Raw genomic sequence first — 22,885 nt, 5'->3', positions numbered from 1 at the left:
CTCCGGCCGATTGTCAGTGGCGTGAGGGAACATCGGTGGTGTGAGATCCGCGCCGACGATCCTGCATCTGGACATGGATGCCTTCTTCGCCGCCGCCGAGCAGGCGGCGAAGCCGAGTCTGCGCGGAAAGCCGGTGGTGGTCGGCGGTCTGGGGCCGCGTGGGGTGGTCTCCACGGCCTCGTACGAGGCGAGACGCTTCGGGGTGCACTCGGCGATGCCGATGGCCCAGGCGAGGCGTCTGGCGCCGAACGCCGCCTATCTCGTGCCGCGCTTCGCGCTCTACCGCGCGGTCAGCGAGCAGGTCATGGAGCTGCTGGGGAGGCTCTCGCCGCTGGTGGAGCCGCTGAGCCTGGACGAGGCGTTCGTGGATCTGGAGGCGGGCGGCTCGGCCGATGACACGGCCTCGGCGCTGGCGGCGGGTGAGCGGCTGCGCAGGGACATCAGGGCGGTGACGGGGCTCAGCGGTTCGGTGGGGCTGGCGGGGTCCAAGATGCTGGCGAAGATCGGCTCCGAGCAGGCCAAGCCGGACGGCCTCGTGCTCATAGAGCCCGGTACGGAGCGCGCGCTGCTGGGACCCATGCCGGTGCGCACGCTGCCCGGGGTCGGGCCCGCGACCGGGGATCATCTGCGCCGCGCGGGCATGACCACGGTCGCCGAGCTGGCCGAGGCGGGCGAGGACGAGCTCGTACGGCTGCTGGGGAAGGCACACGGCGCCTCGCTGTACCGGATGGCGCTGGGACGTGACGACCGGGCCGTGGTGTCCGAGCGCGATGCCAAGTCCGTGTCGGTCGAGGACACCTTCGATGTCGATCTGCACGACCGGGTCCGGGTGCGCACGGAAGTGGACCGGCTCGCCGACCGGTGCGTCGAGCGGCTGCGGGCGGCCGGACGTTCGGGGCGGACCGTCGTCCTCAAGGTGCGGCGGTACGACTTCTCGACCCTGACCCGCTCGGAGACCCTGCGCGGGCCCACGGACGACCCGGGAGTGGTGCGGGAGGCCGCCGGGCGGCTGCTGGAGTCCGTGGACACCACGGGCGGGGTGCGGCTGCTCGGGGTGGGGGTGACCGGGCTCGCGGACTTCACGCAGGAGGACCTCTTCGCCCAGGCGGCGGCCGAAGAGTCCGCCGCCGCCCCGCACGCGCCGGCGGACGAGCGGGAGCGCGAGCCGGTGGGCGCGGGCGCGGCGGGGACCGCGGGCGCGGCCTCGGGAGGGGTGGTCGGCGTCGGGACGGCGGTGCCCGGAGGGGCCGGGAGCGGCGGCGGGCCCGTGGAGGTACCGGAAGCGCCCGCCGAGCGGCGTTTCCCGGCGGGACACGACGTACGCCATCGGGAGTTCGGTGCGGGGTGGGTGCAGGGCAGCGGGGTGCGGAGGGTCACCGTACGGTTCGAGGAGCCCGGGTCCGCGCCGGGACGGGTGCGGACCTTCTGGGCCGACGACCCCGATCTGGAGCTGTCCGAGCCGCTGCCCCTGGTGCCGGCGGTGGCGGGTCAGTCGTCCTGGCCGGCCAGCCGTCCGAAGTCGCGTTCGGAGTCACGGTCGGACAGCGACGCGGGCCGTTCGGGTGACTCGGGGTCCGGGAGGGCCAGGCCGTAGTGGTGGTACAGCTGGAGTTCCTGGTCGGGGGAGAGATGCCGGCCGACACCGAAATCGGGGGCGTCCCGGATCAGCGCCCGCTCGAACGGGATCCGCAGCCCGTCCTGGGCCAGGGTGCTGGGGGCGAGGGGAACGAAGGCGTCACGGCTGAAGAGTCCGGTACGGACGGCGGCCCACTCGGGGATTCCGGTGGCGTCGTCGAGATACACCTCGTCCACAGTCCCGAGCTTATGGCCGTTGCGGTCGAACGCCTTGCGGCCTATCAGACTGCGCGGATCAATGTCGGTCTCCACGGTCCCTCCAACTGGTCGCAACTGCTCGCAACTGCTTGTGAATACTACAAAAGTGCAGAACTCGGACGTCGGCCACTCGAAAGTTGTGCCGAAGGCCGCGCTGGTAGGCTGGCAAGCGGCTGCTGACCCCGTGCGGGAGAGTCCTCCGGAGAGAAGGCCGGAGGCGCCGAAGGAGCAAATCCTCCCCGGAATCTCTCAGGCCCCCGTACCGCACGGACGAGGTCACTCTGGAAAGCAGGGCGGGCGTCGGACGGCACCCGCTCTCACCGACGGTGAAAGCCGGGCTGCCTCCGGGCGGGCCGGTGAAGCTCTCAGGTCGAGATGACAGAGGGGGAGGCCGTTCGGGCACCCGTGTCTCGGTGCCCTTCACAGGTCGCGTCGACCAGGAGGCCTCCGCAATGACCGTCAACCGTATTCCGCTCTCCCAGCTGGAGCGAGGCACCCCCTTCGAGCAGCGCCACATCGGGCCCGACGCGTCGGCGCAGGCGAAGATGCTGGCGCAGGTCGGCTACGGCTCGCTCGACGAGCTGACCGCTGCCGCGGTGCCGGACGTCATCAAGAGCACGGAAGCGCTGCGGCTTCCCGGAGCGCGCACCGAGGCCGAGGTACTGGCGGAGCTGCGCTCCCTCGCGGACCGCAACCAGGTGCTCGCGCCGATGATCGGGCTCGGCTACTACGGCACGTACACGCCGTCGGTGATCCTGCGCAACGTCATGGAGAACCCGGCCTGGTACACCGCGTACACGCCGTACCAGCCGGAGATCTCCCAGGGCCGGCTCGAGGCGCTGCTCAACTTCCAGACGGTCGTGGCCGAGCTGACGGGTCTGCCGACCTCGGGCGCCTCGCTGCTGGACGAGGGCACCGCGGCGGCGGAGGCCATGGCGCTCGCCCGCCGGGTCGGCAAGGTCAAGGGCGGCGTCTTCCTGGTGGACGCCGACGCCCTGCCGCAGACCATCGCCGTGATCGAGACCCGCGCCGAGCCGACCGGTGTCGAGGTCGTCGTCGCGGACCTGAGCGAGGGCATCCCGGCCGAGGTGGCCGAGCGCGGGGTCTTCGGTGTGCTGCTCCAGTACCCGGGCGCCTCGGGGGCCGTACGGGACATCAGGCCCGTCGTCGAGCAGGCGCACGGCCTCGGCGCGATCGTCACCGTCGCCGCCGATCTGCTCGCGCTGACGCTCCTCACCTCACCGGGTGAGCTGGGCGCCGACATCGCGGTCGGCACCACCCAGCGCTTCGGGGTCCCGATGGGCTTCGGCGGACCGCACGCCGGATTCATGGCCGTACGCGAGAAGTTCGCGCGCAGCCTGCCGGGCCGGCTCGTCGGGGTTTCCGTGGACGCCGACGGCAACAAGGCGTACCGGCTGGCGCTCCAGACCCGCGAGCAGCACATCCGCCGCGAGAAGGCCACCAGCAACATCTGCACCGCGCAGGTGCTGCTCGCCGTCATGGCCGGGATGTACGCGGTGTACCACGGCCCCGAGGGGCTGCGGTCCATCGCGCGCCGCACCCACCGCTACGCCACGCTGCTCGCCGAGGGGCTGCGCGCCGGCGGCGTCGAGATCGTGCACGGCGCGTACTTCGACACGCTGACCGTACGCGTCCCGGGCCGCGCCGCCGAGATGGTGGCCGCCGCCCGTGAGGGCGGGGTCAACCTCCACCTGGCCGACGCCGATCATGTCTCCATCGCCTGCGACGAGACCACCGGCCGTACGCAACTGGCCGCCGTGTGGACCGCCTTCGGCGTGAGCGGGGACATCGAGGCGCTGGACGAGGCCACCGGGGAGGCGCTGCCCGACGGGCTGCTGCGGACCGACGACTATCTGACGCACCCCGTCTTCCACCAGTACCGCTCCGAGACCGCGATGCTGCGCTACCTGCGCCGGCTCGCGGACCGCGACTACGCGCTGGACCGCGGCATGATCCCGCTCGGTTCCTGCACGATGAAGCTGAACGCGACGACCGAGATGGAGCCGGTCACCTGGCCCGAGTTCGGCGCGCTGCACCCCTTCGCGCCGGCCGACCAGGCGCAGGGCTATCTGACGCTGATCAGGGAGCTGGAGGAGCGGCTCGCCGAGGTCACCGGCTACGACGCGGTCTCCCTCCAGCCCAACGCCGGTTCGCAGGGCGAGCTGGCGGGCCTGCTGGCGGTACGGGCGTACCACCGGGCCAACGGCGACACCGGACGTACCGTCTGTCTCATCCCCTCCTCCGCGCACGGCACGAACGCGGCGAGCGCGGTGATGGCCGGCATGAAGGTCGTCGTCGTCAAGACCCGTGAGGACGGCGATGTCGACGTCGAGGACCTGCACGCCAAGATCGCCCGGCACGGCGCCGAGTTGGCCGTCCTGATGGTCACCTACCCGTCCACGCACGGGGTGTTCGAGGAGCACATCGGTGACATCTGCGCGGCCGTGCACGACGCGGGCGGCCAGGTGTACGTCGACGGCGCGAACCTCAACGCGCTGGTGGGGCTGGCGAAGCCGGGCAGGTTCGGTTCCGACGTGTCGCATCTGAATCTGCACAAGACGTTCTGCATCCCGCACGGCGGCGGCGGTCCCGGCGTCGGCCCGGTCGGGGTACGGGCCCACCTCGCCCCGTATCTGCCCAACCACCCGCTCCAGCCGGCGGCCGGGCCCGGGACGGGCGTCGGACCGATCTCGGCGGCTCCGTGGGGCTCGGCCGGTATTCTGCCGATCTCCTGGGCGTATGTGCGGCTGATGGGCGGCGAGGGCCTCAAGCGCGCGACGCAGGTGGCCGTGCTCGCCGCCAACTACATCGCCAAGCGCCTGGAGCCGCACTACCCGGTGCTCTACACCGGTCCGAACGGACTGGTGGCCCACGAGTGCATCGTGGATCTGCGGCCGCTCTCCAAGGCGACCGGCGTCAGCGTCGACGACATCGCGAAGCGGCTGATCGACTACGGCTTCCACGCGCCGACGATGTCGTTCCCGGTGGCGGGGACGCTGATGATCGAGCCCACCGAGAGCGAGGACCTGACCGAGATCGACCGCTTCTGCGAGGCGATGATCGCGATTCGCGCGGAGATCGAGAAGGTCGCGTCGGGTGAGTGGTCCGCGGACGACAACCCGCTGTGCAACGCCCCGCACACGGCCGCCGCGCTGGGCGGAGCGTGGGAGCACGCGTACAGCCGCGACGAGGCGGTCTTCCCCGCCGGGGTCTCGGCGGCGGACAAGTACTGGCCGCCGGTGCGCCGTATCGACGGTGCCTTCGGGGACCGCAATCTGGTCTGCTCCTGCCCGCCGTTGGACGCGTACGACAACTGACGGCCGGGCCCTGTCGGACAGACACGGAGCAGTCGGCTCGCGGGGCCGGACATGCGTCGGGGCCGGTGCGGAGGAAGGTCTCCGGGCCGGCCCCAGTCATTCCGGCGGCGTTCGGACGCCACCGGGCGGCATCAGGCCGCCGTCACCACCTGTTCGGTCCGCAGCGGCCGGTGCGGGGCGATGATCTTCCCGTCGGGCAGCAGCTCACCGGTGTCTTCGAAGAGCAGAACGCCGTTGCACAGCAGACTCCAGCCCTGCTCCGGATGGTGAGCCATCAGTCGGGCGGCGTCGCGGTCGGCGGAGTCGGCTGTGGGACAGGCTGGTTGGTGCTGGCACATGGGCGAGTTCTTTCGCGGTGTCGTAGTGAGTGTCCTGCGGCTCGATTCGGTCAAGGCCGCCCCCCGTTTTCGTCTGGTCCAGTCCTAGTGTTGCCCTACGGACGGCAATCCGCAGGGATTTCGCGACAGCGCTTCCTTCTGCTTAAGGACGTGTCACCCAGCCGGACGGTTCAGTTCAACTTGACTGTCTTTTCGGGTGGTTCGGGGTGGCCGGACCGGGCTAGCCCGGATGAGCAGAAAGGTACCCCGCGACCATAGCGGCCGCGGGGTACGGGAGGAGTGCGCGACGCGGGCGCGCTGCCCGCGCCCCGGTTTCAGGCCGGCGTACGCAGGAGAGGCGCGGGCGCGAGCCGCAGTCCGATCATGGGCAGCAACTCGGCGACGCGGTGCGGACGGTGGGCCGCGATGCCCGGCGGGGCCGGCGCGAGAGGCACCAGGATGTCGGCCGGCGCGGGGGCCCCCGTCGAAGCGTCCGCTTCCGTGTCCCCGTGCAGCCAGAGCGTCAGCATGTAGAGCTCGGGCACCGAGAGCAGCCGGGGCTGGTACGCGATTCCCAGGGACTCCGCCTGCCGTACGGCCCGCTCCGTCGCGGTCACGTACGGCCCCTCGAAGAAGCGCGAGAAGGCCCAGCCGTCCGCGGTGAGCATCGTGTCCGCCGCCGCGACGGCGTGGTCACCGCTGCGGATCAGGAAGCGCCAGCCGGCCAGCCTGGTGCGTGGCGTACGTCCCGCCGGAGCGGTCGCCCGGGCTGCCGGGCTGACATGGTCGAGCACATGGACGGGCAGCGGGAGTTCTGGACTCAGGGGTCCCTTGACGGACTGCAGGGCGGGGGTGCGGGCATCGCGCACGGCGGTAGGGGAACCGAGTGCCGCGAGAACGCTGCGCAGGGCGGGCGCGGGGGCCGGGGGAACATGCAGCGGCATGGTGGGTTGCCTCTCACTCAGGAGACAGGGGTGACGCGTGAGGTGGAGCATGGGCGGGTGCGGACGTCGCTGTCAGCATGCGGGGTCAGAGGTGGGCGCATGGCTGTACGGCCGATGCCGACTCTCTGCCTCGTATACGGGAGTTTATACGACACGTGTTCGTGTCATGTTTCTGCTAGCTGTCCTGCATATTGCGGACAAGGCACTATTAAGTCCATCTCCTGCGTAGTTTCTGCTGATAAGCGCGGAACGCAGGCGTCTGGCCTGGGGCGTTTGATCCGCCGCGGACGGCCGAAACTCGTCGGCGTTTTTCGCGGCCGGTCGGGCAGTGGATACAGAACACCACGCCATGCCATAGGAATGTGCCGCACGACCGATGTCCACACTGTACCCGGTACGCGGCGTCGGTGGGACGTTACGGATCACTCCGTGTGGGCATTATCGATCGTGACGCGAGCGCCCGGTGCCGCGGGCTGCCCACTCGATCGAGGAGGGACACTTCGATGGGTGAGAAGGTCGAGGCGGGCGGTTCCGGACTGTCCGATCGGCAGAAATACCGCAGAAAGCTGCAGCAGTGCCTGGCGGTGCTGGGGCGGCTCCTGGCGGAGGAGGGGTTCGACCGACCCAAGAATCTGATGGGTCTGGAGATCGAGCTGAATCTCGCGGGGTCCGACGGGATGCCCCGGATGATGAATGCCGAGGTGCTGAAGCGTATCGCGAGCGGTGATTTCCAGACCGAACTCGGAATGTTCAACATGGAAGTGAACGTGGCTCCGCACCGGCTGGGCGGACGGGTTCTCGACCAGCTTGCCGAGGAACTCCGTACCGGCCTCGGATATGCCCACCGCAAAGCGAGTGAGGTGGACGCGGGGATCGTGATGATCGGAATTCTCCCGACCCTCACCCGGCATGACGTGGTGTCCGCGAATCTCTCCGACGTCGACCGCTACACCCTGCTCAACGAACAGATGCTGGCGGCCAGGGGCGAGGATTTCACCCTCGACATCGAAGGGGTCGAGCGGCTTACGTGCACCTCGTCTTCGATCACTCCCGAGGCCGCCTGCACCTCCGTACAGCTCCATCTCCAGGTGACGCCCGACCGGTTCGCCGATGTGTGGAACGCCGCCCAGGCGATGGCATCGGTGCAGGTGGCACTCGGTGCCAATGCGCCGTTCCTGTTCGGCCGGGAGCTGTGGCGGGAGTCCAGGCCGCCGCTCTTCGAACAGGCCACCGACACCCGGCCGCCGGAGCTGAAGGCCCAGGGGGTGCGCCCCAGAACCTGGTTCGGGGAGCGCTGGATCGAATCCGCGTATGACCTCTTCGAGGAGAATCTGCGCTACTTCCCGCCGCTGCTGCCGATCTGCGACGACGAGGACCCGTTGCGGGTGCTCGACGGCGGCGGAGTGCCGGAGCTCCAGGAACTCGCGCTGCACAATGGCACGGTCTACCGCTGGAACCGGCCGGTCTACGAGGTCGCCGACGGCGTACCGCATCTGCGGGTGGAGAACCGCGTCCTGCCCGCGGGCCCCACCGTCACCGACGTGATCGCCAACACCGCCTTCTACTACGGGCTGGTGCGCGCGCTCGCCGAGGACGCCAGACCGGTCTGGAGCCGGCTGTCCTTCGCCGACGCGGCGGCCAACTTCGACCTCGCCTGCCGCCATGGCATCGACGCGGAGCTGCGCTGGCCGCGCCCCGGCCGGGCCACCGGTCTGACGACCGTGCCGGTGGTGAAGCTCGTACGCGACGAGCTGCTGCCGCTCGCCGCCGCCGGTCTGGACGCGTGGCAGATCGAGCCGGCCGACCGCGACTTCTATCTCGGGGTGATCGAGGAGCGCTGCAAGCGGCGGATGAACGGGGCCGCGTGGCAGGTGGACACCTTCCACCGGGCGCTGGAGGCCGGTCTTGAGCGGGACGCCGCGCTGGCGGCCATGACCCGCCGCTACTGCGAGCTGATGCACCAGGGCGAGCCGGTGCACAGCTGGCCACTGGGGTTCCCGGGGCCCTCCGGAGACGGGATCGGCTGAGCGACGGGGCCGGCCGGGCCGTGCCGCGTACGGCCCGCCGCCCCGTCGGCGGGCCGTGCACCGCTGAGCACGGCCCGCCCGCGAGCCGTGCTCAGCGGCGGTCGGCCGCCGTCGTGTCGGGGCCGGTCAGTCCGGCCGACAGCATGACCGCCCGGAGCATCACGGTCTGGATCTCGGCGGGATCGCTCACCTCGTAGCCCGCGCCCCCGGTGGCCCTGGCGATCGTGTCGACCTCGTTCCGGTCGGCGTCGGGGCCCACCGCGATCGCGATCAGCGGCACCGGGCGGCGGGGGTCCACGACGGTCTTCAGCCGTTTGATCAGTTCGGCCCGTGAGATCGAGTCGTCGTCCTTGTTGGAGCCGTCGGTGAGGATGACGAGCGCGTTGAACTTCCCGCCGACGAATGTGGCCACGGCTTCCCGGTAGGCGGCCAGCGTCGTGTCGTACAGGCCGGTGTCGCCGCCCGGCACGGGCCTGAGCGCGGTGAAGGCGTCCGAGAGCCGGTCCCGGTGGGTGCCGCCGTCCTTCACCGGTTTGCCCAGCCGGGCCGTTCGCTCCAGCTCGCGGTAGTCCTTGGCACCGTCCAGCCGGGTGGAGAACTCCCACAGACCGATCTCGTCCTCGGGGGTGAACCCCGCGAGAGCCCGGAGCAGCGAGGCTTTCGTGACATCCATCCGGCTCTGGCCGTCCCGGCCGGGCACGGCCGCCGCCATGGAACCGGAGGTGTCCACGACCGTCGTCAGCCGCGCGCTCTGCACCGTCACCGTCCACAGGCCGAGCGCTCGCTGAAGTGCCTCCGAGGACGGCGGTCCCGCGTCCTTCCCGTCGTACGGCTGGGGCGCGAGGCCGCCCGCCGTACGCACCAGGGCGGAGTCCAGCGCCGTGTCCGCCACCCGGAAGCCGTGCTCCCGGAGCGTGCGGTACGCGGCCTCGTCGCCGAGCAGCGCCATGAACCGCATGGCGGCGCGGCTCTGGTCGGTGGTCAGCTCCGTCTCATCGACGATGCTGTACGGGTAGTCGAGTACGGGCGCGCCGTCCGTGGGATAGAAGAGCTGGAGGCCCGCGGAGCCGTTGCCTTCCGAGTTGTGGGTGAACGCGGCCTGTTCGGAGAGCAGCACCGCCTCATTGCGGCGGGGATTGCCCTTCTCCGCGCCTGAGTCGTCGCGCGCCAGCGTCTCCAGCACCCGCGTGTCGGTGTCGGAGACGCGTTGTGTGAGGAGTTCGGCGGTGGCGGCGGTACGGGTGTCGCCGTCGGCGCCCTCCTGCCGCGAGGACTCGGCGATGCTGCTGAGCGCGAGCAGTCCCGTGGCACTGCGGGCGGGGTCGCCCGAGCCGAGCAGCAGCCCGTCGTCGCCGGTCGCGGTCGCGGCCAGTTCGGCCCATGTATAGCGCTCGCGGGGCCAGCCCAGGGCACGCGCGGCCGTGGGCACGGTGGCCAGTGTCACCGGAGAGAGGGCGACCGTACCGGCCGGGGTCAGTGAGATGCCGTCGCCCAGTCCCTTGGCGCGCTCCACCCAGACGTCGGAGTCGGGCACCCACACCTGGTAGCCGGGTGGCCCGGAGCCGTCGGCGAGCGCGGCGGCGACCTGGTAGTTCTCGCGTGCCTCGACCCGTACGTCGAGACAGTGGCCGTCGGTCGTCACCCGGTCCTGCCGCGCGCGGTCCGCGATGGCGCGCAGCGCGGGGGCGATATCGGGGGAGGCCGCCAGGTCCAGCCGTACCGGGGCGTCCGCGCAGGGGTCCGCGAAGGAGAGGAGACCGCTCTGTGCCACCACCCCCGTCCCCGCCGCCACGGCCAGGACCAGCCCGGTGGCGATGGAGACGGTGCGACGGCGCGGTGAACGGGCCCTGCCCGTGCCGGTCGCCTTCGCATCGGGCAAGCTGTGACGTCCCATGACGGTGGCGCCCCTCCTTCATGAAGGGTGTACAAGGGCTGGAAGAGTGGACGAGAACGAGCCTCGCCACGCGAACGGCGAATTGCTCCCCCGGCCTGTCGCGCGCGATCTTCGTACCTGCATTCGAGACCCTAGCGGCACCGCGTGGGGCATGAGGCGGGATTACCCAACTGGAGGCAGGTGTGCAGGCGGAGGCGGGCCTGGAGGACGGTTCCCATTCCCGGGAGGCCATCTCACGCGGGACGTTGCGGTCCGAGACCGTACTCGTACTGGCGCTCTCGCTCGGCGCGAGCGGAGTGTCGGCGCTGATCAGCTTCATCGGCTCGCTGACCAGACCGGAGGCGCTGAGCGACCAGGCGGCGAAGCTCAACACATCGGCGGCCCCCGGCCGGCCGTGGCTCGACCTCACCTGGCAGCTCTTCGGGATCTGTACGGCGCTGGTGCCGGTCCTGCTGGTCGCGCATCTGCTGACGCGGGAGGGCAGCGGGCTGCGCGCCATCGGCTTCGACGTCCGGCGGCCCTGGCCCGATCTGGGGCGCGGCACACTGATCGCGGCCGGTATCGGGAGCGCCGGGCTCGCGTTCTATCTGGCGATGCAGGAGGGGGGCTTCAACCTGACCGTGGAGCCGGAATCGCTGCCGGATGTGTGGTGGAAGTTTCCGGTGCTGATCCTCTCCGCGGCGCAGAACTCCGTGCTGGAGGAGGTCATCGTCGTCGGCTATCTGCTGCGCAGACTCGGCCAGCTGGGGTGGACGCCGATGGCCGCGCTGGTGGCCAGCTCGGTGCTGCGCGGCTCGTACCACCTGTACCAGGGGATCGGCGGCTTCATCGGCAACATGGTGATGGGCGTCGTGTTCGTCCTGCTGTACCGGCGCTGGGGGCGGGTCGGGCCGCTGGTGGTGGCCCACACACTGCTCGACATCGGGGCGTTCGTCGGGTATGCGCTGCTGGCCGGGAAGGTGGGCTGGCTGCCCACGGTGTAGCCGCGCGGGGCGGTGGTTCGCGTCGGGCGTTGATGTCCGGCGGACGAGGTGGTGAGGGATGGGGCGTACGGGATGTCCGTACGCCCCATTCGCCGTTGTCAGGGGGAGCTGAGCAGCTCGCCGTCGATGACCGTCACCGCACGCCCGGTGAGCAGGGTCCGCTCGCCGCGCAGTGACGTGTGGACGAGACCGGTACGGGCGGAGGCCTGGAGGCCGGTCAGTTCGGTACGGCCCAGTCGCGCCGACCAGAACGGGGCGAGCGCCGTGTGGGCGCTGCCGGTCACCGGGTCCTCGTCGATCCCGACAGCGGGGAAGAAGCCGCGGGAGACGAAGTCGTAGCCCCGGACCGGGTCCTCGGCGGCGGCGGTGGCGATCACACCGCGCCGGGAGAGCGCGGCGAGCGAGGCGTGGTCGGGGGTGAGCGTGCGTACGGCCCGCTCGTCGGCCAGCTCGACCAGCAGATCGCCGATGTGCTCCGAGGTGTCGTGGACGGCGACCGGCTCGGCGCCCAGCGCCGCCGCGAGCCCGTCCGGGACCGGTACGGGCGTCAGCGCGGACGTCGGGAAGTCGAGGGTGAGCGAGCCGTCCTCGTGCGCGACGGCACCGAGGACCCCGGAGCGGGTGGCGAAGCGCAGGGCGCCGCTCGCGCGTCCGGTGGAGCGCAGCACATGCGCGGTGGCCAGGGTGGCGTGGCCGCACAGATCCACCTCGGTGGCCGGGGTGAACCAGCGCAGCGCCCAGTCGGCGTCGCCGCCGGGCGGCAGGGGATGGGCGTAGGCGGTCTCCGACAGGTTCACCTCGGCGGCGACCCGCTGGAGCCAGCCGTCGTCCGGGAAGCGGGCGGCGTCCAGGAGGAGGACCCCGGCGGGGTTGCCCGTGAAGGGGCGGTCGGCGAAGGCGTCGACGATTCGAATACGCATGGACGGAGCGTAGAAGGTACGGAAAGACCGGCAGCGGCGTGTTCCCGGAGAACCCGGGTCGCCGAACGTCAGTCGCCGAACCTCGGCCGCCGAACGTCAGCCGCCGAACCCCCGGTCACCGAACCCTGGTCGCCGGGGGCCGGCGGGGTTCCACCCGCGCGTGCGACGCCGGAGGGCACCGCGTACCACGCGGTGCCCTCCGGCGGATCCGTCCGGATCAGGCGCTGAGCAGGAGCCAGCCCCCGCGGCCGCCGCACATGCTCGCGTTGTAGGCGTCGGTACGGAAGCCGGGCGGCACGGGCACGCCGGGACAGATGTACTGGCCGACGCGGGCCACTTGCTGGAACCAGATGCCGATGTTGCCGCAGCCCGTGCTGATGTAGCCGGTGAGCACGTAACCGGTGGGGATCGGCGAGCCCGCACAGACCCACTGGCCGTCCCGGGCCAGCTGCATGAACCAGGTGTCGATGTTGCTGTTGCAGCCGTTGGCGGTGTGGAGCGTGAGCACGTAGCCGGGAGGGATCGGCGAGGTGGCACAGATCCAGATCCCGTCCTGCGCGGGCTGCATGTACCAGGAGCCGGCACCGTTGCAGCCGTTCGCCGCGCGGCTGGTGATCACGTAACCCGGCGGTATGGGCGTACCGGGGCAGACCCACCCGGGGGCCGCCTCGGCGGCGGCGACCGGCGCCGCCTGGGGCGCCGCACTGGCCGTACCGGCGGCCGTGCCGGTGAGGACGGCCGCCAGCAGTGCGACTACGCCCATCGCGGCGGTGAGCCGCTTCCGGAGCGCCACCACTAAGGAACGGCCGAGCAGATGGCGATACACGATCTTCACTTCACACCAGTCCAATCAACGGGTCGGCGAAGCGCCGCACGACGGTCGTGTGGCGCCGGGCTGTGGAGCAGCCATGACCTTAGTGGGAACCGGATCGCCGGGAGGGAAACTGGCTCGTCTCAGTGAAGTCGGGCCGTTCTCACCGGTGTTCGACGGGGCGCTCGTCCTGCTGCCTCCGCCACCGAGCCCCTCGCCCAGACTTCATCCGCGGTGCCGGCCGGTGTGGTCACAGCCGGGACCTCGATGCTCTGCGGGACAGGTGCGCGAGCAGCTGACCCGCGGCGACGGCAACGTAAAGCACGACCAGCGCCCCGAGTACGAGGTCGAGCCAGTCATAGGCCGTGCCCCTGAAGAGCGAGGCCCACGCCGGGGCACCCGCGAAGGATCCGGCTACTACCAGCAGCACCGACGTCACGGCATACAACACCTTCGCAGCCCTGGGCCGCCGCTCTTTGAGCAGTTCAGCCCCCGCACCGAGCGCGACCACCGCGGCGAAGGCATCGTGCGGCTCCGGGCTCCCCGTCCCGATCGCGTCCACGATGTTGATCAAGACGCCGATCGAGCCGACGATCAGTACACCTTGAGTTATACGGCGGCTCATCATCCCTCACTTGCGGTCGAACTTCGGTGGCATGGCATCGATCTCGGAGGGATCCGGCCCCGAGCCGTCCGGCTGGACCTCGCCGACAGGACCACCGTCACGCCGTCGTCGACGCGTGGAGCGGCCCGCTTCATCTGCTGACGGTCCCGACCCCATGCCCTCAAGGCACTTGACCTTACTCAGAGGTGAAAGCCGACAGTGTCAGTGGCGACCAAGCCGGTGAGCCGAGCGCACTTGGCTCCGACCGAACCCGGACGAGAGGAACCCGCATGAACGACGACGCTCTCCTGGCAGAGCAAATGGCCTACTACAAGGCCGGCGCGGACGAGTACGACCGGCCCTACGCGGAGTACGAAGACCTGCGGCGATTACTGGCCGCCGTCGATGACCTCCCGATCGCCGGGGACGCGCTGGAGCTGGCCTGCGGAACGGGCCAATGGACCCCGAGGCTCGCCGCGCGGGCGCGGTCCGTGACGGCTGTCGACGCGTCACCCGAAGTGCTGGCCCTCGCCCGTGCGCGCACCGCATCCCCCACCGTCCAGTTCCTTGAGGCCGACCTGTTCCAGTGGCAGCCACCACGGCGCTACGACACCGTGTTCTTCGCCTTCTGGCTCTCCCACGTCCCGCCGACACGGTTGCCCGACTTCTGGAACACCGTCGCCACCGCGCTCGCGCCGGGCGGCAAAGCGGTCTTCATCGACGACGGCCCCGCCGCAGCCGCCTACGAGGAAGTCCTCGCGGACCAGCCGACCCCGACCGCGCTTCGCCGGCTCGGCGACGGCAGCCAGTACCGCATCGTGAAGGTGTTCCACGACGGCCAGACGCTCACGGACGACCTCACGGCTCAGGGGTGGTCGGTCCGCATCCGGCCCATGGCCGGGAACTTCATCGGCATCGCGGAACCGCCGGTCACCGTCGGCTGAGAAGCCGCGCTGCGACACCGACACCGACACCGACACCGACCCGCGCCGCGCGGTCGCGCAGGCGAACCAGGTCACCTGGGACAGAGGCCGGATCGACAGAGACCGAACAGGCTTGCTGCTTGCCGAGCGACCTGTTCCGATATATCGTTGACGCATCGCGACAGATCAACGATGTAGGGAGTGAGAGCGATGCGTTCACATGGACATGACCATGGACACGAGCACGGGGGCGGACCCGGTCCGGGGCCCGGCAACTGCGGACCCGGCCACCCGGGCCGCGGTGACTTCGAGGGGCGGCGCGGGGCCTTCGGTCCGTTCGGGCCCGGCTTCGGGGGCCCCTTCGGTGGTGGCCGCGGGCGCGGCGGCGGCAGGGGACGGGCGCGGCGCGGTGATGTGCGCGCGTCGATCCTGGCCCTGCTGAAGGACCGGCCCATGCACGGATACGAGATGATCCAGGAGATCGGCGAGCGCAGCGGCGGGGCCTGGCGCCCCAGCCCCGGCTCGGTGTACCCGACGCTCCAGCTGCTGGAGGACGAGGGGCTGATCACCAGCCAGAGCGAGGGCGGCAAGAAGCTGTTCACGCTCACCGAGACCGGGCGCGCGGAAGCCGAATCGGGGCCCGAGGCCCCGTGGGAAGAGGCCGGCCGGGGTATCGACTGGGACACGATGAACGAGATCCGTCAGGCCGGCTTCGGGCTGATGGAGGCGTTCGGACAGGTCTGGAAGACCGGTACGCCCGAGCAGCGTCAGAAGGCTCTGGCGGTCATCACCGAATCGCGCAAGAAGCTCTATCTGATCCTCGCCGATGAGGACTGAGCGCGCTTCTCTGCGTAGCGGAGGCCCCGCGGCCGTGCCTGTACCCGAGGCGCCGCGGGGCCTCTTCGTGTTCCTGCCCGCCGCGTCTCTGCCCGGCGATTCCCCGCCCCGGCGCCCCTGTCCGTCGCGCGCCCGTGCCCCTGTCCGTCGCGCGGAAGCAAGGCGGCGCGCTTCCCCGGGGGAGATGCGGGGGCGATCTCATTCGTAAGGAGGACGACCGGTCCGGAGGTGCCCAACTCCGGTGGGACGCGGAAATGCTCCCCGCCGGGGATGTTCCGGGAGCCTGGGACTGATGGGGTGAGAGGGTGCAAAGCCCATCTCCGGGGGTGCCGGAACAGTCCGCACCGAACCGACCCGATACCGCGTCCGCACGCGCCGATGTCGAGGCCCGGCTGACCCCGGAGCTGGCATCCGTCGTCTCGGGCGCGCGCAGAAGGGCGCTCCGCGACGGTGACCGGCAGATCGACACCGCCCATCTGCTGCACTCACTGCTGGAGACCGACCCCGAGGTACGGGCCGTGTTCGGCGGCGGCCGCCAGCTGGCGCGGGTGCTGGGCTATCTCGTCCAGCGGAGCATCGGCTACGGGCTGCGCTGGCAGGGAACCGTGGAGGACTCCGGGGCCGTGCCCGTGGTACCGGACCGTCCGGTGACGGGCTGGTCGCCCCCGGCCGTCACCGCCATGGCGGGCGCGCTGGAACGCGCCGAGCGGCGTGGTGAGCCACGGGCCGGCGGACTCGATCTGCTCGCCGCGCTCTCCGCCGACCGGGAGTGCCGCGCGGTCGATGTCCTCGAACGGGCCGGGGTGGACGCGCGGTCGCTGTCCGGGCGGCTGTCCGGTACGTCACGGTCGGTCTGACCACGGGCGATTCGGCCCGCCGCGTCATGCCGTCCCGGCGGACATCACCTGTCTCGACAGGTGTCATGAAGGTGACGCTCCTGACGTCGGCTGTCATGATGACGTCATGCGCATGTCTCAGGGGAGGAGCGCCGGCCTGGGCCTTGCCCTGGCGTCGGCGTTCGCGTTCGGCGGTTCGGGCGTGGCGGCCAAGCCACTGATCGAGGCGGGGCTCGACCCGCTCCATGTCGTGTGGCTACGGGTCACCGGCGCCGCCCTGGTCATGCTTCCGGTGGCCTGGCGCCATCGGGCGCTGGTACGGCAACGGCCCGTGCTGCTCGCCGGATTCGGCCTGCTGGCCGTCGCGGGCGTACAGGCCTGCTACTTCGCCGCGATCTCCCGTATCCCCGTCGGGGTCGCGCTGCTCATCGAGTATCTGGCCCCCGCGCTCGTCCTCCTCTGGGTGCGGTTCGTCCAGCGGCGGCCCGTGACCCGCGCCGCCGCGGTCGGGGTCGTTCTCGCGGTCGGCGGACTCGCCTGTGTGGTCGAGGTCTGGGCCGGGCTGGGTTTCGACCCGGTGGGCGTACTTCTCGCGCTCGCCGCCGCCTGCTGCCAGGTCGGCTACTTCGTCCTCTCCGACCAGGGCGCCGACGGGGAGAACGCGGCCGATCCGCTGGGCGTGATCGCGTACGGACTGCTCGTCGGGGCCGTCGTACTGACGGTGGTCGCCCGGCCCTGGGGCATGGACTGGTCGCTGCTCGGCGGGAGCGCGGACATGGGCGGATCGAGCGTGGCCGCGGCCCTGCTGCTCGGCTGGATCGTGCTGATCGCCACTGTGCTCGCGTACGTGACCGGAGTGATCTCCGTACGCCGGCTCTCGCCGCAGGTGGCGGGGGTGGTGGCGTGTCTGGAGGCGGTCGTCGCGACCGTACTGGCCTGGGTGCTGCTGCGGGAGCATCTCTCCGCGCCGCAGATCATCGGCGGCGTCGTGGTGCTGATCGGCGCGTTCATCGCCCAGTCGTCGACGCCGAAGGCGCCTTCCGGGCCGATGGCGAGCGGTACGGGGGCGGGCGACCCGGCGCGGTTGTCCACCGGACACACCGCGACGTAGGGTGCCGATCATGCACTTGACCGTTCTTCCGCCTCCCGCGTCGTAACGCGGGCGGCCATCCGCTGACGAAGACCGGGCTCGGACAGGACACGCCGTATCGGCGGTCCGTCCCGAGCGGTTCGTCGCTGCCCGCGTGTCGGAGCTGAGCGACCCACACCATCCCGCTCTTCACACGGAGACGTCACGTGTCCTCTTCTGTTTCCTCCGCTCCTTCCGGCCTGCCCGTCGGACGGAGTCTGTTCTTCCTGATCGTCGCCGGGGTCGCCTGGGGGACCGCGGGCGCCGCCGCCTCGCTGGTCTACCGGGTCAGCGACCTCGGCCCCCTCGCGCTCTCCTTCTGGCGCTGCCTGGGCGGTCTCGTCCTGCTGCTCGGCGCGCTCGCGCTGCGGCGGCGCCGGGAGCCCGCGCCCGCGGAACCGCGTCGGCGGCGGCTGCTCCGGATCCTCGGTACCGGTATCGGCCTCACCGTCTTCCAGAGCGCCTACTTCGCCGCCGTGGAGGCGACCGGTCTCGCGGTCGGCACGGTCGTCACCCTCGGCGCCGGTCCCGTCCTCATCGCGCTCGGCGCCCGCGTCACCATGGGCGAGCGGCTGGGCGTCGGCGGTCTGGTCGCCGTGACGGGCGCCCTCGCCGGGCTCGGAGTGCTGGTGCTCGGCGGTGAGGGCGGCTCCGTACGCCCCGCCGGTGTGGCGCTCGCGATCCTGTCCGCCGCCGGGTACGCGGGGATCACCCTGCTCACCCGGTGGCTGGGGCGCGAGGGCGGCGGTGGCGACTCGATGGCCACCACCGCCTGGGCGTTCGCCATCGGTGCCGTCCTGCTGCTGCCGGTCGCCTGGGGTGAGGGACTGCTGCCGCACACCGTGGAACCGGCCCGGGTGGTCTGGCTGCTGGTGTACGTCGCGGCCGTGCCGACCGCGCTCGCCTACGCCCTCTATTTCGCCGGGGCCGCGGTGGTGCGGGCCGCGACCGTCTCGGTGATCATGCTGCTCGAACCGGTGAGCGCCGCGGTGATCGCGGTCGCTCTGCTCGGTGAGCGGCTGACCGCCGCGACCCTGCTGGGTACGGTCCTGCTGCTCGCGGCGGTGACGGGTCTCGCGGTGGCCGAGGCCCGGCTCGCGGCGGTACGGCGCCGGGCGGCGGCGATCGTCTGACGCCGCCGCCCGCACTCCGCGGTGCCGTCCGGGGTCTCGTTCCTGGTCGGCTTCTTGGTGTCGTCCGCGGTGCCGTCCGTGGTCTCGTCCGTGGTTCGTTTCAGGGCACGGAGAGATAGTCCGGCAGGGCGATGGCCGGGTCGAGATCGTCGGACGGGACGGGCGCGCCGTACCCGCGGGCGAGCGGCACGACCCCGGCCCAGTGCGGCAGCGTCATGTCCTCGGGATCGTCGTTGGGGCCGCCCGTGCGGACCTTGGCGGAGACCTCGTCGAGATCGAGCCGGATCACGGCGGTCGCGGCCAGCTCACGGGCGTTGGCCGGGCGTGAGTCGTGGGAGCGGCCCGGTACGACATGGTCGACGATCGCGTCGAGCGCGGTGCGCCGTTCCTGGGGGTCGGTGACCTGACGGGCGACGCCGTGGACCACGACGGAGCGGTAGTTGATCGAGTGGTGGAAGGCGGAGCGCGCCAGCACCAGACCGTCGACATGGGTCACGGTCAGGCAGACGGCGAGGCCGGGGTCGGCCCCGTTCTCGCCGTCCGCGCGCTCCGTACCGCCGCCGGCCGCCGTCATGCGCAGCGGACGCGAACCGGTGGAGCCGTGGACGTACAGCCGCTCGTCCACCCGGGCGTAGAGCGTCGGCAGGACGACCGGAGCGCCGTCGCGGACGAAGCCGAGGTGGCAGACGTATGCCTCGTCGAGTATCCCGTGCACGAGCTCGCGGTCGTAGGCCGCCCGCTCCCGGGAACGGGTGGGGATGGTGCGTGGCGTGGGCTGGTAGGCGGCGGTGCTCTCCGGCATTGCGTTCTCCATTGCACTAGTGCATAATCCTCTTTGTGCTAGGAGAGTATCGGGTTTCGGGTCGGCGCGCGGCGGAAATCTCCGCCGACGTGGAGCGCGCGGTGGGTTCCGGAGAGCTGGCCCCGGGCCAGCTCCTCCCGCCGATGCGGGAGTTGGCGACGGAGCTGGGCGTCAATCCGAACACGGTCGCCGCCGCCTACCGGAGCCTGCGGGAGCGCGGGGTGATCGAGACGGCGGGACGCCGGGGGAGCAGGGTGCGTGCCCGCCCCGCCAGTACGGCGCGCGGCTCGATCCGGGTCGACGCGCCCCCCGGCGTACGCGATGTGTCGGAGGGCAACCCCGATCCGGCGCTGCTGCCTCCGCTGCACGACGCCCTCGCCGCCGCCGCGCGGCACCACGCGGAACATCCGGGGCTCTACGGACAGGCGCCCGTCGACCCGGAGTTCGCCCGGCTCGCCCGCGCGGGGTTCGACGCCGACGGGGTGCCGGCCGGACCGCTCGCCGTGACCTCCGGAGCGCTGGACGCGATCGAACGCGTACTGGCGGCCCATCTGCGCCCGGGTGACGCGGTCGCCGTCGAGGACCCGGGCTGGGGCGGGCTGCTGGATCTGGTGCCCGCGCTCGGGCTGCGGCCCGAACCGATGGGTGTCGACGACCAGGGACCGCTCCCCGCCGGGCTGGCGCGGGCGCTGCGGGCCGGCGTCCGCGCGGTCATCGTCACCGACCGCGCGCAGAACCCCACCGGCGCCTCGGTGGGGGCGGCCCGCGCCAGGGAACTGCGCGCCCTGCTCGCCGACCGTCCCGAGGTGCTGCTCATCGAGGACGACCACGGCCACGGCATGGTCGATCTGCCGCTGCACCCGCTCGCCGGGACCACGAGCAGCTGGGTGTTCGTACGCTCCACGGCGAAGGCGTACGGACCGGATCTGCGGATCGCGGTGCTCACCGGGGACGCCCTGACCGTGGACCGGGTGGCGGGGCGGCAGCGGCTCGGGCCCGGCTGGGTCAGCCGGCTGCTCCAGCGCGCCGTCGTGGAGCTGTGGTCCTCGGGCGCCGTGGACGTGCCGGCCGTGGCGCGGTCGTACGGCGCACGGCGCGACGCGCTCGTACGGGCCCTGGCGGAGCGGGGCGTCGAGGCGTACGGACGCAGCGGCATGAATGTCTGGGTGCCGGTGGCCGACGAGACCGGGGCGGTGGCGCGGCTGCTCCACGCGGGCTGGGCGGTCGCGCCGGGAGCGCGCTTCCGGATGGCCACGCCGCCCGGCGTACGGCTGACGGTGTCGGAGATGACCGGTGACGACATCGGGCCGGTCGCCGACGCGGTGGCATCGGCGGCCGGCCCGGCGCCCGCGCGCAGCTACGGCTGAGGCGCGAGCGGGGACGCGTGCGGCCACGGCTGGGAAGTGGTCGGGGCGTGTCCGTCCATGGCCGAGGCCCGGTGGGGGCGTGTGCGGCTACGGCCGGGGCGCGGGCCGCTTCCTGGGCCTGCTCTGGGTGAGCGCGGCCCCGGCCAGGACGATCAGGGCGCCGACGGGGGTGTTCCAGCTCAGCTGTTCGCCGAGGAGTGTGACCCCGGCCGCCGTGGCGATGACCGGGATGAAGTACGTGACCATCTGGCCCGTCGTCGGGCCCACCTCGGCGACCACTCCGTACTGGAGCAGGATCGCCAGACCGGTGCCCAGCGCGCCGAGTACGAGCACGGCGAGCAGCGGTCCCGCCGGGAACGAGGTCGGCATGGTGGTGAACAGCGGTGTCACGAGCGCGAGTTGCAGCGTGGCGAGGAAGAGCTGCGCGCCGGTCAGGGAGAGATGGGAGCTGCTGTCGCCCGCCAGGGTGCGGCGTACGTAGATCCAGCCGATCGGATAGCTGAGCGAGGCGAGCAGCGCCATCGCCGTACCCGTGACATCCAGACCGGAGAAGCCCTGCCAGGCGCCCAGCACGGTCAGCACACCGAGGAAGCCGAGGCCGAGTCCGGCGACCCGGCGCCGGGTCGGCCGGTCCTCGGAGAGCGCGACCAGCGACAGGGCCATGCCCCAGAGCGGCGAGGTGGCGTTGCAGATGCCCGCGAGGGTCGAGGGAATCGTCAGCTCGGAGTAGGCGAACAGCGAGAACGGCAGCGCGTTGAGGAAGAACGCCGCGACGGCGAGATGCCCCCAGGTGCGCAGCCCGCGCGGCAGGCGGTCCCGCTTCACCGCCATCGCCACGGCCAGGACCGCCGTACCGAAGAACAGTCGGCCGAAGGTGACCTGGAAGGGGGCGAAGCCGTGCGTGCCCACCTTGATGAGCAGAAAGCTGAAGCCCCAGATGAGCGCGAGCACCGCGAACCGGATGCGCCAGTCCACGGCGGGGGAGGTGCGGCGGGTGCCCGGAAGCGCCGGATCGACGGCAGCGGACGTGGCCGGAATCGCGAGGGACGGGGAGGCGGGGTCCGGCCCGGGACGGGGCGGGGTGGCGGTGCTCATACGGACAGCCTGGCGTGGAGCATCTCGTAGAACAAGCGAGATTATGTCCACCATTCTGATTAGTATTGCTTACATGTTGAATCTGGAGCGCCTGCGCACGCTGGATGCCCTGGCCCGCCACGGCTCGGTGAGCGGCGCCGCCGAGGGACTGCACGTCACCACCTCCGCCGTCTCCCAGCAGATGGCCAAACTGGAGCGTGAGGTGGGCCAGCAACTGCTGGCCAGGAACGGGCGCGGCGTACGGCTCACCGACGCCGGGCGGCTGCTCGCCGACCACGCCGCGCGGATCCTCTCCCAGGTCGAGGTCGCCCAGTCGGACATCGAGGCGCAGCGCGGCCGGGTGGTCGGGGAAGTGCGGATCTCGGCCTTCCCGACGGCCGCCCGCGGGCTCTTCCCGCTGGCGATCCGCGCGCTGCGCGAGGGCCATCCGGAGCTGCGGGTCCGGTCGCGGGAGCTGGAGCCGGAGGCCGGGATCCGCGGGGTCGTCAGGGGCGATCTCGATCTCGCCGTGGTGCTGGACTGGAGCAACAAGCGGCTGCCGGTGCCGGGCGGCCTGGCGACGGCGCATCTGCTCGACGACGTCCCCGATGTGGCCATGCCCGCGGACCATCCGCTCGCGGACCGGTCGGAAGTGGACCTGGAGGAGTTCGCGGACGACCCCTGGGTCTCCTGGCCGGAAGGCGAATTCTGCTATGAGTGGCTGATGTTCACGCTGCGCTCGAAGGGGTTCGAGCCGCGGATCGCGCATCTCGCGGGGGAGTACCACACCCAGCTCGCGCTGATCGCGGAGGGACTCGGGGTCTGCGTCGCGCCCCGGCTGGGACGCGGCGCCGTGCCGGAGGGTGTGGCGGTCGTGCCCGTACGGCAGCGGATGCGCCGGCATGTCTACGCCGTGTGGCGGACGGACGCGGACCGCCGTCCGTCGATCCGGGCCGCCGTCGAGGCGCTGCGGGAAGCGGCCGGGGCCGCGAACCAGGTGGTCGGCGGCTGACCGAGGACGGAACAGGCGGAACAGGACGGAACGGGGTGGGGCGGCCGGAGGCTTCACCTTCTGCCGACGAAAAGTGAAGCCCGCCGGCCGCCGGTCATGGG

At 71.6% G+C, this 22,885-nt stretch carries 20 protein-coding genes and 1 riboswitch; of the genes, 11 read left to right on the top strand and 9 right to left on the bottom strand.

Features of this window, described 5'->3' with window-relative positions; all coding sequences use genetic code 11:
- Window positions 1–40 precede the first annotated feature (40 nt).
- A complete protein-coding gene (locus tag CU044_RS28505) occupies window positions 41–1,594 on the top strand; it encodes a DNA polymerase IV (RefSeq protein WP_129771637.1) in 1,554 nt (517 codons plus the stop codon).
- Here the strand turns inward: CU044_RS28505 and CU044_RS28500 are convergent.
- Window positions 1,489–1,887 (bottom strand): PRC-barrel domain-containing protein, encoded by a 399-nt coding sequence (locus CU044_RS28500; RefSeq protein ID WP_193564098.1) that lies wholly within the window; start codon window positions 1,885–1,887, stop codon window positions 1,489–1,491. The genes CU044_RS28505 and CU044_RS28500 overlap by 106 nt on opposite strands.
- A 123-nt stretch (window positions 1,888–2,010) precedes the next feature.
- A riboswitch (glycine riboswitch) is annotated at window positions 2,011–2,108 on the top strand.
- A 177-nt stretch (window positions 2,109–2,285) separates the two neighbouring features.
- Here CU044_RS28500 and gcvP point away from each other — a divergent pair.
- Window positions 2,286–5,171 carry an aminomethyl-transferring glycine dehydrogenase gene (gene gcvP, locus CU044_RS28495; RefSeq protein WP_129771635.1) on the top strand — a complete coding sequence of 962 codons (2,886 nt, stop codon included), beginning with the start codon at window positions 2,286–2,288 and terminating at the stop codon, window positions 5,169–5,171.
- Between the two features lie 131 nt (window positions 5,172–5,302).
- Here gcvP and CU044_RS28490 read toward each other — a convergent pair whose 3' ends face one another.
- Together CU044_RS28490 and CU044_RS28485 are read right to left on the bottom strand one after the other, a co-directional pair.
- Window positions 5,303–5,509 (bottom strand): DUF5999 family protein, encoded by a 207-nt coding sequence (locus CU044_RS28490; RefSeq protein WP_030353035.1) that lies wholly within the window; start codon window positions 5,507–5,509, stop codon window positions 5,303–5,305.
- Window positions 5,510–5,823: 314 nt separating this feature from the next.
- Window positions 5,824–6,432: a hypothetical protein gene (locus CU044_RS28485; protein ID WP_129771634.1), complete on the bottom strand. Its 609-nt coding sequence runs from the start codon at window positions 6,430–6,432 to the stop codon at window positions 5,824–5,826.
- Between the two features lie 503 nt (window positions 6,433–6,935).
- On the opposite strand from CU044_RS28485, the gene CU044_RS28480 reads away from it, so the two are divergent.
- The gene (locus CU044_RS28480; protein ID WP_129771633.1) at window positions 6,936–8,459 is read left to right on the top strand and encodes a glutamate--cysteine ligase; all 1,524 of its coding nucleotides are present in this window, start codon (window positions 6,936–6,938) and stop codon (window positions 8,457–8,459) included.
- Window positions 8,460–8,550: 91 nt separating this feature from the next.
- On the opposite strand, the gene CU044_RS28475 is transcribed toward CU044_RS28480, so the two are convergent.
- Window positions 8,551–10,353, bottom strand: a complete 1,803-nt coding sequence (locus CU044_RS28475; RefSeq protein ID WP_129771632.1) for a substrate-binding domain-containing protein — start codon at window positions 10,351–10,353, stop codon at window positions 8,551–8,553.
- Window positions 10,354–10,535: 182 nt separating this feature from the next.
- Between CU044_RS28475 and CU044_RS28470 the strand changes: the two genes are divergently transcribed.
- Window positions 10,536–11,336: a CPBP family intramembrane glutamic endopeptidase gene (locus CU044_RS28470; protein WP_129771631.1), complete on the top strand. Its 801-nt coding sequence runs from the start codon at window positions 10,536–10,538 to the stop codon at window positions 11,334–11,336.
- Window positions 11,337–11,434: 98 nt separating this feature from the next.
- On the opposite strand, the gene CU044_RS28465 is transcribed toward CU044_RS28470, so the two are convergent.
- From CU044_RS28465 to CU044_RS28455, 3 genes are all read right to left on the bottom strand, one after another.
- A complete protein-coding gene (locus CU044_RS28465) occupies window positions 11,435–12,256 on the bottom strand; it encodes a PhzF family phenazine biosynthesis protein (RefSeq protein WP_129771630.1) in 822 nt (273 codons plus the stop codon).
- Window positions 12,257–12,473: 217 nt separating this feature from the next.
- Complete coding sequence (locus CU044_RS28460; protein ID WP_240045897.1) at window positions 12,474–13,091, bottom strand: hypothetical protein; 618 nt, start codon at window positions 13,089–13,091, stop codon at window positions 12,474–12,476.
- A 226-nt stretch (window positions 13,092–13,317) separates the two neighbouring features.
- The gene (locus tag CU044_RS28455) at window positions 13,318–13,692 is read right to left on the bottom strand and encodes a hypothetical protein (RefSeq protein WP_129771629.1); all 375 of its coding nucleotides are present in this window, start codon (window positions 13,690–13,692) and stop codon (window positions 13,318–13,320) included.
- A gap of 269 nt (window positions 13,693–13,961) precedes the next feature.
- Here CU044_RS28455 and CU044_RS28450 point away from each other — a divergent pair, with 269 nt between their 5' ends.
- The 5 genes from CU044_RS28450 to CU044_RS28430 all read left to right on the top strand — a co-directional run bounded on the left by CU044_RS28450 (window position 13,962) and on the right by CU044_RS28430 (window position 18,529).
- Window positions 13,962–14,615, top strand: a complete 654-nt coding sequence (locus CU044_RS28450) for a class I SAM-dependent methyltransferase (protein WP_129771628.1) — start codon at window positions 13,962–13,964, stop codon at window positions 14,613–14,615.
- A gap of 189 nt (window positions 14,616–14,804) precedes the next feature.
- Window positions 14,805–15,431: a PadR family transcriptional regulator gene (locus CU044_RS28445; protein WP_129771627.1), complete on the top strand. Its 627-nt coding sequence runs from the start codon at window positions 14,805–14,807 to the stop codon at window positions 15,429–15,431.
- A gap of 305 nt (window positions 15,432–15,736) precedes the next feature.
- Window positions 15,737–16,288, top strand: a complete 552-nt coding sequence (locus CU044_RS28440) for a Clp protease N-terminal domain-containing protein (protein WP_129771626.1) — start codon at window positions 15,737–15,739, stop codon at window positions 16,286–16,288.
- Window positions 16,289–16,394: 106 nt separating this feature from the next.
- Window positions 16,395–17,378 (top strand): EamA family transporter, encoded by a 984-nt coding sequence (locus tag CU044_RS28435; protein WP_129771625.1) that lies wholly within the window; start codon window positions 16,395–16,397, stop codon window positions 17,376–17,378.
- 185 nt (window positions 17,379–17,563) lie between these two features.
- Complete coding sequence (locus CU044_RS28430; RefSeq protein WP_240045896.1) at window positions 17,564–18,529, top strand: EamA family transporter; 966 nt, start codon at window positions 17,564–17,566, stop codon at window positions 18,527–18,529.
- A 100-nt stretch (window positions 18,530–18,629) separates the two neighbouring features.
- On the opposite strand, the gene CU044_RS28425 is transcribed toward CU044_RS28430, so the two are convergent.
- On the bottom strand, window positions 18,630–19,331 hold the full coding sequence (locus CU044_RS28425) for a pyridoxamine 5'-phosphate oxidase family protein (protein WP_240045895.1): 702 nt from the start codon (window positions 19,329–19,331) through the stop codon (window positions 18,630–18,632).
- A gap of 35 nt (window positions 19,332–19,366) precedes the next feature.
- Here CU044_RS28425 and CU044_RS28420 point away from each other — a divergent pair, with 35 nt between their 5' ends.
- Complete coding sequence (locus CU044_RS28420) at window positions 19,367–20,698, top strand: aminotransferase class I/II-fold pyridoxal phosphate-dependent enzyme (RefSeq protein ID WP_129771623.1); 1,332 nt, start codon at window positions 19,367–19,369, stop codon at window positions 20,696–20,698.
- 87 nt (window positions 20,699–20,785) lie between these two features.
- Here CU044_RS28420 and CU044_RS28415 read toward each other — a convergent pair whose 3' ends face one another.
- On the bottom strand, window positions 20,786–21,793 hold the full coding sequence (locus CU044_RS28415) for a DMT family transporter (RefSeq protein ID WP_193564097.1): 1,008 nt from the start codon (window positions 21,791–21,793) through the stop codon (window positions 20,786–20,788).
- Window positions 21,794–21,866: 73 nt separating this feature from the next.
- Here CU044_RS28415 and CU044_RS28410 point away from each other — a divergent pair, with 73 nt between their 5' ends.
- The gene (locus CU044_RS28410) at window positions 21,867–22,784 is read left to right on the top strand and encodes a LysR family transcriptional regulator (protein WP_129771621.1); all 918 of its coding nucleotides are present in this window, start codon (window positions 21,867–21,869) and stop codon (window positions 22,782–22,784) included.
- Window positions 22,785–22,885 lie beyond the last annotated feature (101 nt).

The organism is Streptomyces sp. L-9-10 (assembly GCF_004151105.1).
GTDB lineage: Bacteria > Actinomycetota > Actinomycetes > Streptomycetales > Streptomycetaceae > Streptomyces.
Note: the sequence above shows the minus strand (reverse complement) of the source record. Positions and strands in the feature narration are given on the sequence as shown.